Here is a 10216-nt window from a genome sequence, read left to right on the forward strand (position 1 = left end):
GCGTCGCCCGGGTTCGGGCCGGCGTCGCTGCCGTAGACGTAGACGTTGCCGGGCAGGAGCAGCCGCGCGTCCGCGGCCTTCGCCGCCGGGGGATGGCGGGTGCGGGCCCTGCATCGCGATCCGACCCGGGCGGCGCAGGCCGCACCGGGGTCCGATGCGGCGGGGGCCGCGGGCGGGTTCGACTGGGTGCGGGGCGACGCGATGGCACCGGGCGACGTGATCGCGGCGGCGTCGGGCGCGTCCCTGATCGTCCACGCGGTCAACCCGCCGGGCTACCGGTATTGGGACCGGCTGGTCCTGCCGATGCTCGAGGCCGGGATCGCGGCGGCGAAGGCCGCGGACGCGCGGCTGCTCCTGCCCGGCAACGTCTACGTCTACGGCGGCGACGCCGGCCCGAACCCGGGCGACGCCGCGCCCCAGACGCCGCGGACCGCCAAGGGCCGCATCCGCATCGCGATGGAACGCCGCCTGCGGGATTCCGATATCCGCAGCCTGGTCGTGCGGGCCGGCGACTTCTTCGGCCCGCGCACCACGGGCAATTCCTGGTTCTCCTCCGCCCTCGTCAGTCCGGGACGGCCGGTGCGGCGCGTGCTCGATCCCGGCACGCCGGGGATCGGCCACCAATGGGCCTACCTGCCCGACGTCGCCGAGACGATGGTGCGGCTCGCCGAGCGCGAGGCGGACCTGCCGCGCGTCGCGGCCTTCAACATGGACGGCCACTGGGACCCAGACGGACGGCAGATGGTCGCCGCCATCGTCCGGGCGGCCGGGGGCAGGGTCCCGGTGCGACGGTTTCCCTGGTTCCTGCTGCCGCTCGCCGCGCCGTTCTGGCCGCTCGCCCGGGAGATCGGCGAGATGCGCTACCTCTGGCGCGAGCCCCTGCGGATGGACAATGCCGGGCTCGTGGCCTTTCTCGGCGCCGAGCCGCACACGCCCCTCGACCGGGCGGTCAGGGAGACCTTGGTGGGCTTGAGCTGCCTGCCCGGTTGAGGCACCAGCTGACGCAAGGACCGCCCCTCCCCGATTCCGTGCAGGATGGAAGCGGCAGGCGGGAGACGTGGGAGGACGGCGCCGGGATGGGATCGCTCAGGCTACGGTTCGGATTGCTCGTCGGGAGCGCGGCGGCCCTGGTGGTGCTGGCGGCGATCGGCCTCTATGGAGCGCTCCACACCGCCGAGCGCACGCTCGACGCGACGCTCGACGCGCAGGTCCGCCTGGAACTGATCGCCGAGTTGTCCGGCCGCCTGACCGAGTTCGGTCTCGCGGCGATCGAGGCGGTCGGCGACAATCCGGGCCGGCCCGAGCGGCTGGCCAATGCCCGCAACGAGGTCGACCGGGCCTTGATCGCGGTCGATGACGGCCTCAGCCGCGCGGTCGCCGGCTCCGGCGGCGTCCTCGACCGCACCCAGTACACGGCCCGCGCCCGGCCCCTCGCCCGCCTGCGGGCGGCCCGCGCCACCCTCGACCGGCAGGTGGCGCAGATCCAGCGCGAGCCCGATCCGGCCCGCCGCGCCGACGCGATCCGGGGGGCGCTCAACGCCTTCGGGGCGATGACCGGCCAGCCCCTCACCTTCCTGGTCGAGGCCGAGCGCCGGGCCGTCGAGGCCTCCGCCGCCGAGGTGCGCACCCTGGCCGGGCGGATGCGGGGCGTCGCGCTCGCCGCGGCCGGGCTGATCGTGATCCTGCTGCTGCTGCTGCACCAGAGCCTGACCCGGCCGATCCTGCGCCGGATCGAGGCGATCCGGGCCGGCGCGGCCGCCATCGGCCGGGGCGAACTCGACACCCGGCTGCCGGTGGCGAGCCGCGACGAGCTCGGCCTGCTCGTCGCCAGCTTCAACCGGATGGCGGCGCGGCTGAAGCGGCGCGAGGCCCGGGTCGCCGACGACCGGGCCGCCCTGGAAGAAATCGTCGCCCGCGCCACCGCCGACCTGCGCGCCGCCAACGCCCGGCTCGAGGAGATCGACCGCTCGCGCCGGCGCTTCTTCGCCGATGTCAGCCACGAGCTGCGCACGCCGCTCACCGTCATCCTCGGCGAATGCGACCTCGCCGCCCGCTCCCCCGACACGCCCGACGCCTTCCGGCCGGTCATCGCCACCATCCGCAAGCGGGCGCTGAGGCTGCACCGCCGGGTCGGCGACATGCTGCGGGTCGCCCGCTCGGAATCCGGCCAGATCGAGCTGGAGCGCCGGCCGGTCGGCCTCGCGACGATCCTCGCCGAGGCGGTGGAGAGCTGCGCCCCGGAGGCGAAGCGCCGCCGGATCGACCTCGCGCTCGAGCCGAGCCCGACGGATGTCGAGGTCGTGGCCGATGCCGAGTGGCTGCGCCAGATCGTCGAGGGGCTGATCGACAACGCCCTGAGGCACGCCGCCGGGGCGACCCGGGTGCGGGTCGGGTTCTCGGCCCGCGACGCCGGCCTCGGCGCCCGCATCACGGTGGCGGATGACGGGCCGGGCTTCCCGCCGGAGGCCGAAGCCCTGTTCGAGCGCTTCCGGCGCGGCGAGGCGCGGGGCGCCGTCTCGGCCGGATTCGGGATCGGGCTCGCACTGGCGCGCTGGGTCGTTGAGCGCCATGATGGCGAGATCCGGCTCGAAACCCTACCCCCGGCGACGGGTGGCACGGACGGCCGGGCGGCCGGGGCCCGGGTGGTCCTGGACCTGCCCGGCGAGGACATGAGGGAGGACGCGGCATGAGCCGACCAAAGGGCACCAGCCGACCCGAGGGCACCAGCCGACTCGAGGGCACCCGGGGGCAATCATGAACAGCGTTCTGATCGTCGAGGACGACGGCGACATCCGTGCCATGCTGGCCCGGGGCCTGAGCGCGGAAGGATTCGCGGTCGATCTCGCGGGCGGCGTCGACGAGGCGTTGTCGGCGGCCCGCGAGCGCGTGCCCGAGGCGGTGCTCCTCGACAACATGCTGCCGGACGGCAGCGGCCAGGACGTCTGCCGCTCCCTGCGCGAGGGCGGCTATCCCGGCGCGATCCTGTTTCTCAGCGCCAAGGACGAGGTCGGCGACCGGGTCGAGGGCCTGTCGGTCGGGGCCGACGACTACATCGTCAAGCCGTTCGTGTTCGACGAGTTGCTGGCGCGCCTGCGCGTCCACCTGCAGCGGCGGCGTTCGGCGGGCGGGGCCCGCACCCTCATGACCGCCGGGCGGCTCTCCCTCGACCTCGCGACGCGGCAGGTCCGCTTCGGCGAGACCACCGCCCGCCTGACCCAGCGCGAGGCCGAGCTCCTGGCGATCCTGATGGAGCAGGCGAGCCGTCCGGTCACGCGGGGCGACATCTTCGACCGGCTCTGGGCGAGCCAGGGCGGCCTCTCCCTCAACGTGGTCGACGTCTATGTCGGCTACCTGCGCACCAAGCTCGGCGACATCGCCCGGGCCGGCGGCCCGAGCCTCGTCACCGTGCGCGGCCGCGGCTTCATGCTCGACCTGCACGAGGCCGGATTTCGTCAGTGACGAAATTATTTTGTACGCAATCGATGCGGGCTAAATCCATGCCCGTCCTGCACAATAAGACCGGTCTGAGAAAAGCGTGCCCCTCTCGCCCCGGGAAATCGGCAAAATAGCGCTTGCGCTCCGAGCCGCGATTGCCGATATATCCTGAGTGACAGAAAATCACTGTCATCTCAACATCTTAGGAAACTCTTAGAGGTTTCCGCCGATCAGGAGAAACGCCATGAAGTGGTCGATGCCCGTCGTCGCCGAGGTCTGCGTCGGCATGGAAGTCACCAGCTACGAGTCCGCCGAGATCGATCCCTTCAACTAAGGGTTCGCCCTAAGCGCCTCCGGCGGTCCTCGCCGGATGGCGCCCGGCCTCGAAGCTCTCGTCCGCCGGCCCGTTCGGGTCGGACATTTCCCTCACGTTCTGTGGAGAAGTACCATGAAGTGGTCGATGCCCGTCGTCGCCGAGGTCTGTGTCGGCATGGAAGTCACCAGCTACGAGTCCGCCGAGATCGATCCCTTCAACTAAGGGGTCTTGCCACCGCACCGGGACGGACCATGCAGGCCATCGTTCTGGGTTCCGGTGCGGGCGGAGGCGTACCGCAGTGGAACTGTCGCTGCCCGATCTGCGCCATGGCGCGATCGGGAGACCGCCGCGTCCTGCCGCGCACCCAGTCGAGCCTGGCCGTCTCCGCCGACGGCGATGACTGGCTCCTGGTGAACGCCTCGCCGGATATCCGCCAGCAGCTCTTCGATACCCCGGCCCTGCACCCGCGCGAGGGCCTGCGCCACTCGCCGATCAAGGCCGTGCTGCTCACCAACGGCGACGTCGACCACGTCGCGGGCCTGCTCACCCTGCGCGAGGGCCAGCCTTTCCGGTTGCACGCGACCCGCGGCATCCTCGATTCGATCGCGGCGAACCGCGTCTTCGACGTGATGGCCCCGGGCGTGGTCGATCGCACCGAGATCGCCCTCAACGAGACCTTCTCGCCGGTCCCGGGCCTTTCCGTCACCCTGTTTCCGGTTCCCGGCAAGGTGCCGCTGTGGCTCGAGGACGGCACGCCGGAGATCGGCGCCGAGACCGAGAGCACGGTCGGCGCGATGATCGTGGCCGGGGCCAGGCGCCTCGCCTACGTGCCGGGCTGCGCCCGGGTCACGGATGGGCTCAAGGACCGCCTCTCGGGCGTCGACGCGCTTCTCTTCGACGGTACCGTGCTCGCCGATGACGACATGATCCGGGCTGGCGTCGGCACCAAGACCGGCTGGCGCATGGGCCACGTCCCGATGACCGGCGACGGCGGCTCGGTGGCGGCGCTCGCCGAGGTGCCGATCGGCCAAAGGGTCTTCGTCCACATCAACAACACCAACCCGGTGCTGGTCGAGGATTCGCCCGAGCGCCGCGGCATCGAGGCCGCCGGCTGGGTCGTGGCGCATGACGGGCTGGCGCTGAGCCTGTGAGGAGCGTCGCGGTCGGTCCCGTCCAGGACGGTCGCGGGACGGCTTCCGCCGGAGGCGCGGCTGTTCGGCGACGGAAACAGGCGCGGGGAGAGGGGAACCCCGCGTTCTTCCCATCGGGACATTGTCCCGCAAGCACTCTGGTTGCAGAGGCACTTTGGTCGCCCTTGACCGTCCCTTGAGGCGGATCAATGTCCCTCCCACGGGATCACGGACAACGAAGAAACCGGATACGCCAGGACGCCCGACGCCATGCCCGCTTCCCTTGCCACCACTGCCCTCTCGATGCCCCTGCCGCCGGCCGAGGCCTCCGACCGCCTGCTCTCGCCGGCCGAGCTGGAGGCGGCGCTCCGCGACATCGGCGCGCGGCGCTACCACAACCTGCACCCGTTCCACCGGCTCCTGCACGACGGCAAGCTCGACAAGGACCAGGTCCGGGCCTGGGCGCTCAACCGCTACTATTACCAGGCGATGATTCCGGTGAAGGACGCCACCCTGCTGGCGCGCCTGCCGGATGCGGCGCTGCGCCGGGTCTGGCGCCAGCGCATCGTCGACCATGACGGCGACCACGACGGCGACGGCGGCATCGAGCGGTGGCTGAAGCTCGCCGAGGGCGTCGGCTTCGAGCGCGACTACGTGCTCTCGACGCGGGGCATCCTGTCGGCCACCCGCTTCTCGGTCGAGGCCTATGTCCACTTCGTCGCCGAGCGCTCGCTGCTCGAGGCCATCGCCTCCTCGCTCACCGAGATGTTCTCGCCGACGATCATCTCGGAGCGCGTCGCCGGGATGCTGAAGAACTACGACTTCATCACCCGCGAGACCCTGGCCTATTTCGACAAGCGCCTGACCCAGGCGCCGCGGGACGCCGACTTCGCCCTCGACTACGTCGTGCGCCACGCCGTGACGCCGGAGCAGCAGCGTCAGGCGCTCGACGCCCTGCGCTTCAAGTGCAGCGTGCTCTGGACCCAGCTCGACGCGCTCTACTTCGCCTACGTGTCGCCCGGGATGATCCCGCCCGATGCCTGGCGGCCGGGCGAGGGCCTGCGGGCGGACGCGATCGGGAGTGCCGCCGCGTGAGCCTGACCCCCGACAGCGTGCCGCGCCTGCCCCGCGGGGTGCGGCTCCGCCACGACACGGTGCGCGACGCCCATGTCCTGCTGGCGCCCGAGCGGACCTTCGACCTCGACCCGAACGCGGTCGCGGTCCTGACCCTCGTCGACGGCACCCGCAGCATCCGCGCCATCGCGGAGGCGCTGGCGCAGCAATACGAGGCCGACCGCGGCGTCATCGAGCCCGACGTGATCGCGATGCTCGACGGCCTCCTCGTGAAGCGCGTGCTCGAGACCGTGCCGGCCGCGTGACGCCGCGGGCGCAGAGCCAGGGAGAGCCACCATGAACGCCGTCTCGGACGCCGTCGCCCGCCCGCCCCTGCCCGCTCCGATCGGGCTTCTGGCCGAGCTGACGCATCGCTGCCCGCTGCGCTGCCCGTACTGCTCGAACCCGCTCGAACTCGACCGGCGGTCGGCCGAGCTCGACACCGCGACCTGGCAGCGGGTGCTGACGCAAGCCGCGGCGTTGGGCGTGCTCCACGTCCACCTCTCGGGCGGCGAGCCGACGGCGCGCCAGGACATCGTCGAGATCACCCGGACCTGCGCCGAGCTCGGCCTCTACTCGAACCTGATCACCTCCGGGGTGGCGGGCGCGCTGGGGAAGCTCGACGCCCTGTCGGAGGCCGGGCTCGACCACGTCCAGCTCTCGGTCCAGGCGGCGGAAGCCGGCAATGCCGAGCGGATCGGCGGCCTCAAGGACGCGCAGCCGCAAAAGTTCGCCTTCGCCGAACGGGTGACGGCGCTCGGCCTGCCGCTGACCCTGAACGCCGTGATCCACCGCGGCAACATCGCCGAGGTGCCGGCGCTGATCGACCTGGCGGTCCGCCTCGGCGCCAAGCGGCTCGAAGTGGCCCACACCCAGTATTACGGCTGGGCCTATGTCAACCGCGCTGCCCTGATGCCGGCGAAACCCGACGTCGACCGCTCGATCCGTACCGTCGAGGAGGCGCGCGAGCGGCTGAAAGGTCAGCTCGTCATCGACCTCGTGGTGCCGGACTACTACGCCAAGTACCCGAAGGCCTGCGCCGGCGGTTGGGGCCGGCGGCTGATGAACGTCACGCCCACCGGCAAGGTGCTCCCCTGCCACGCCGCCGAGACGATTCCCGGCCTCGAATTCTGGCACGTCCAGGATCATGCCCTGGCGGAGATCTGGGCGGACTCGCCCGCCTTCCGGGCCTATCGCGGCACCGAGTGGATGCAGGAACCCTGCCGCTCCTGCGACCGGCGCGAGAAGGATTGGGGCGGCTGCCGCTGCCAGGCGCTGGCGCTGGCCGGCGACGCCGCCGCCACCGATCCGGCCTGCTCGCTCTCGCCGCTCCACGGCAAGGTCCAGGCCCTGGCAGTGGCCGAATCGGCGCTGGAGACGGCGCCCGACTACCAGTATCGCACCATCGGCGGCGCGCCCCGCGTCGCCACGCCCGAGGGAGCGCCCGCGTGAAGAGACGTCTCGTCCTGGTTGCCGCCCTGGCCGCCGGCCTCGCGGGGGCCGCGTCCGCGCAGGACGCCACGCCCGGCAAAGGTGCCGCGCCCGATGCGACGGCCGCGCCGAAGGAGACCGGACCCCAGGATACCGCATCCAAGGGCACCGCATCCAAGGACACCGTGCAGCCGAACGCGGTACAGACGGATGCGCCGCCCAACCCCACCACTCTCCTGTTCGAGACCAACCAGATCGGCAACGCCCCGGTCGGGCAGGCGCTGAACTACCGCTACACCCGTTTCAGCGGCATCGAGGGTGCCCCGTTCGGGCCGCCGATCGAGGACCGGATCCGCGAGGAGGTGAGCGCGGGCGAGAAGCCGGACACGCGCAACCTGCGGGTCGAGATGTTCTCCGGCGAGCGCCGGATGCCGACCGCGACCTACCAGGACTTTCCGGGCAACCCGGTGCTGGTGCGCTTCCTCGAGCATCACCTCGAGGATCTCGCCAAGGTGCTCAAGGGCAATCCGCGCTACATCAAGAACGGCATCCGGCGGGCGCTGCGCGAGAGCGCCAGCGTGACCGCGACCGAGGTGGATGTGGACGGCGCCAAGAAGCCGGGCTGGCGGATCGTGGCGCGGCCCTTCGTCGACGACCCGGTGCGCGACCGGCTGCGCGGCTTCGACAGCCTGACCTATACCTTCGTGCTCTCCCCCGCCGTGCCCGGCCAGATCGTCTCGATCGACGCCCGGGCCACCAATCCGGAGGGCGGAATCCTGCTCCAGGAAACGCTGACCTATGAACCGAATGCTGGCTAAGGCGGTGCGCCTCGGCGGCCTCGCCCTCGCGGCGGGGCTGGTTGCCTCCGTGGCGGGGCAGACCGCCGCGCGCGCCGACGACAACGACTACCCGACCGAGGCCCGGGCCGATTACGTCTTCGGCTGCATGGCGGCCAACGGCCAGACCCGGGAGGCGCTCACGAAATGCGCCTGCTCGATCGACGCCATCGCGGCGATCCTGCCCTACGACAAGTACGTCGAGGCCTCGACGATCCTGGGCATGCGCCAGGGCATCGGCCAACGCGCCAACGAGTTCCGCTCGACCAAGATGTTCGACGACAAGGTGGCGGAGCTGCGCCGGGCCCAGGCCGAGGCGGAGATCCGCTGCTACCGGCAGACGGGGCGGTGAGGGCGAGGCGGCGTTCCGGCGCCGCCGGAGCTCAGCCGCCCATGGCGCCGCACAGTTCCACCAGCACCCCGTCGCCGTCCCGCACGTAGGCGACGGTCTGCCCCCAGGGCTTGGTCACCGGCGCGGCGACCGGCAGCGCGCCGGCCGCCACCGCCCGAGCTAAAGCCGCGGCGACGTCGTTGGCGATGAGGCCGACCTCGAAGCCCGCCGGCGCCCCGCCCCGGCGGTTCGGGCGGAAACCCGGGCAGGTCTCGGCGACGAAGGTTTCCTCCGCGAAGGCCAGGGCCGTTCCGCCGGTCTCGAGCTCGGCGTCTTGTCCGCTGTTGTGGACGAAGCACGGCGCGAGCCCGAAGGCGCGCCCATAGAACGCGACGCTCGCCGCCACGTCCGGCACGGACAGGATCACGTAGCCGAGCCGCATCGCCGGATCCTCCCGATGCCGGATGCGCCGTCAGGTCCCGTTCGCCGCCGGGAAGGTCTGCGTGAAGACCCGCCCCTCGGTGTCCTTGGCGGTGACCGTCACCGGCTCGGCGTTGCGCGCGAAGGAGAATCGGAAGGTCGGATCCTCGCTGATCGAGATGCCGCCGGTCATGGTGAAGACCGGCTTGTCGCCCTGGCGCACGGTCATGTTCTCGACGAACCAGGCCGGGGTGTAGGTCCGGGTCAGCTGGTCCATCTGCAGGCCGGAATAGTTCGGGTGGCGAACCTGGACCTGGGCCTCGCCGCGCTCGGCGAAGCTGCGGAACCGCATCTCGCCGAGATGGGCGGTGGAGGCCACCGGGTCCTTGAGGGCGGGGGCCGAGCAGCCGCCCGAGGCCTTGACGAAGACGCGGGTCATGTAGAGCGCGCCCCCCTCGGTCTCGGCGATGGCGCGGACGTAGGAATAGGAGTTCACCCGGATCCGGGTCGAGAGGTTGAAATGGCGCTGGCCCTCGGCGAACCGGAAGGTGCCGACCACCGGAGAGGGATTGTCGTCGACCACCAGGGTCAGGGCCTTCACCCGCCGCGGGTCGCCCTCGGGCACGGCGATCCGCAGGGTGATCGGCACGATGGCGGCGTCCTCGGCGCGCTTGGGCGCCTCCAGGGTGACGAGCCCGGTGCCGTCGCCCAGCGGCTTGTCGCCGGTCACGCTCGCGCGCAACTCCTGCCAGGTGGTCTCGGGCCGATCCTCCTGCAACGGCGAGGGCCGTGGCGCCGCCGGCGGGGGGCTCGTCTGCGCGGCAACGGCGCTCGCCGGCGCAGGACTCGTCGGTGCAGGACTCGTTGGTACAGGGCCCGTCTGTGCAGAACCCGTGGCTGCGACCGTCTCGGCCCGCGCCGGCCCCGCGAGGGCCGACCCGACGACCAGGGCCGAGGCCAGTCCCGCGCCGATTCCGGCTTTCCTGGCGTTCCTCTTGCCGTTCTTCATGGCGTTCTCTCCGGCGGCGGACCCTGGCGGGCCTCTCTCGCGCGTCATCCGCTGCGTGAGCCGGATGCTTGAACCAATGTAGAGGCCCGTTCGCCCCGACGCCAGGATAAGGACCTGACGGCGCGCCGTTTCGCAGCGATCCTCTCCGAAGGGTGATCGCCCCGGCGCCGTTGCACCCACGCCCGGGCCGGCCTA

General features: G+C 71.8%; 11 protein-coding genes and 1 pseudogene. 10 read left to right on the plus strand and 2 right to left on the minus strand.

Annotation, left to right across the window (positions count from 1 at the left end):
* The first annotated feature begins 99 nt into the window (after positions 1-99).
* The 10 genes and pseudogenes from QR78_RS07360 (at position 100) to QR78_RS07410 (ending at position 8613) form a co-directional block, all read left to right on the plus strand.
* The gene (locus QR78_RS07360) at positions 100-990 is read left to right on the plus strand and encodes a Rossmann-fold NAD(P)-binding domain-containing protein (RefSeq protein ID WP_053220834.1); all 891 of its coding nucleotides are present in this window, start codon (positions 100-102) and stop codon (positions 988-990) included.
* A gap of 86 nt (positions 991-1076) precedes the next feature.
* A complete protein-coding gene (locus QR78_RS07365; protein WP_048426852.1) occupies positions 1077-2690 on the plus strand; it encodes a sensor histidine kinase in 1614 nt (537 codons plus the stop codon).
* 64 nt (positions 2691-2754) lie between these two features.
* Positions 2755-3459 carry a response regulator transcription factor gene (locus QR78_RS07370; RefSeq protein ID WP_048426853.1) on the plus strand — a complete coding sequence of 235 codons (705 nt, stop codon included), beginning with the start codon at positions 2755-2757 and terminating at the stop codon, positions 3457-3459.
* Between the two features lie 220 nt (positions 3460-3679).
* The gene (pqqA, locus tag QR78_RS07375) at positions 3680-3769 is read left to right on the plus strand and encodes a pyrroloquinoline quinone precursor peptide PqqA (protein ID WP_048426854.1); all 90 of its coding nucleotides are present in this window, start codon (positions 3680-3682) and stop codon (positions 3767-3769) included.
* 114 nt (positions 3770-3883) lie between these two features.
* Positions 3884-3973 carry a pyrroloquinoline quinone precursor peptide PqqA gene (pqqA, locus tag QR78_RS07380; protein ID WP_048426854.1) on the plus strand — a complete coding sequence of 30 codons (90 nt, stop codon included), beginning with the start codon at positions 3884-3886 and terminating at the stop codon, positions 3971-3973.
* Positions 3974-4002: 29 nt separating this feature from the next.
* Complete coding sequence (gene pqqB, locus QR78_RS07385) at positions 4003-4902, plus strand: pyrroloquinoline quinone biosynthesis protein PqqB (RefSeq protein WP_048426855.1); 900 nt, start codon at positions 4003-4005, stop codon at positions 4900-4902.
* Positions 4903-5184: 282 nt separating this feature from the next.
* A pseudogene (gene pqqC, locus QR78_RS07390) lies at positions 5185-6260 on the plus strand (pyrroloquinoline-quinone synthase PqqC).
* A 31-nt stretch (positions 6261-6291) separates the two neighbouring features.
* The gene (gene pqqE / locus QR78_RS07400) at positions 6292-7446 is read left to right on the plus strand and encodes a pyrroloquinoline quinone biosynthesis protein PqqE (RefSeq protein WP_048426857.1); all 1155 of its coding nucleotides are present in this window, start codon (positions 6292-6294) and stop codon (positions 7444-7446) included.
* On the plus strand, positions 7443-8243 hold the full coding sequence (locus QR78_RS07405; protein ID WP_053220835.1) for a hypothetical protein: 801 nt from the start codon (positions 7443-7445) through the stop codon (positions 8241-8243). The genes pqqE and QR78_RS07405 overlap by 4 nt, the downstream gene beginning before the upstream one ends.
* On the plus strand, positions 8224-8613 hold the full coding sequence (locus QR78_RS07410; RefSeq protein ID WP_048426858.1) for a hypothetical protein: 390 nt from the start codon (positions 8224-8226) through the stop codon (positions 8611-8613). The genes QR78_RS07405 and QR78_RS07410 overlap by 20 nt, the downstream gene beginning before the upstream one ends.
* A 31-nt stretch (positions 8614-8644) precedes the next feature.
* Here QR78_RS07410 and QR78_RS07415 read toward each other — a convergent pair whose 3' ends face one another.
* Positions 8645-9034 carry a VOC family protein gene (locus tag QR78_RS07415; protein WP_048426859.1) on the minus strand — a complete coding sequence of 130 codons (390 nt, stop codon included), beginning with the start codon at positions 9032-9034 and terminating at the stop codon, positions 8645-8647.
* Between the two features lie 30 nt (positions 9035-9064).
* Positions 9065-10069 (minus strand): quinoprotein dehydrogenase-associated SoxYZ-like carrier, encoded by a 1005-nt coding sequence (locus QR78_RS07420; RefSeq protein ID WP_342029888.1) that lies wholly within the window; start codon positions 10067-10069, stop codon positions 9065-9067.
* Positions 10070-10216 lie beyond the last annotated feature (147 nt).

Origin of the sequence: Methylobacterium indicum, from assembly GCF_001043895.1 — a bacterium.
GTDB classification, from domain to species: Bacteria; Pseudomonadota; Alphaproteobacteria; order Rhizobiales; family Beijerinckiaceae; genus Methylobacterium; species Methylobacterium indicum.

Bases quoted from the DNA above. Each gene is read 5' to 3' on its own strand.
- QR78_RS07410 (WP_048426858.1), top strand. From the start codon at position 8,224: ATGAACCGAATGCTGGCTAAGGCGGTGCGCCTCGGCGGCCTCGCCCTC.
- QR78_RS07370 (WP_048426853.1), top strand. From the start codon at position 2,755: ATGAACAGCGTTCTGATCGTCGAGGACGACGGCGACATCCGTGCCATG.
- pqqE (WP_048426857.1), top strand. From the start codon at position 6,292: ATGAACGCCGTCTCGGACGCCGTCGCCCGCCCGCCCCTGCCCGCTCCG.
- pqqA (WP_048426854.1), top strand. From the start codon at position 3,680: ATGAAGTGGTCGATGCCCGTCGTCGCCGAGGTCTGCGTCGGCATGGAA.
- QR78_RS07415 (WP_048426859.1), bottom strand. From the start codon at position 9,034: ATGCGGCTCGGCTACGTGATCCTGTCCGTGCCGGACGTGGCGGCGAGC.
- QR78_RS07420 (WP_342029888.1), bottom strand. From the start codon at position 10,069: ATGACGCGCGAGAGAGGCCCGCCAGGGTCCGCCGCCGGAGAGAACGCC.
- pqqA (WP_048426854.1), top strand. From the start codon at position 3,884: ATGAAGTGGTCGATGCCCGTCGTCGCCGAGGTCTGTGTCGGCATGGAA.
- QR78_RS07365 (WP_048426852.1), top strand. From the start codon at position 1,077: ATGGGATCGCTCAGGCTACGGTTCGGATTGCTCGTCGGGAGCGCGGCG.
- pqqB (WP_048426855.1), top strand. From the start codon at position 4,003: ATGCAGGCCATCGTTCTGGGTTCCGGTGCGGGCGGAGGCGTACCGCAG.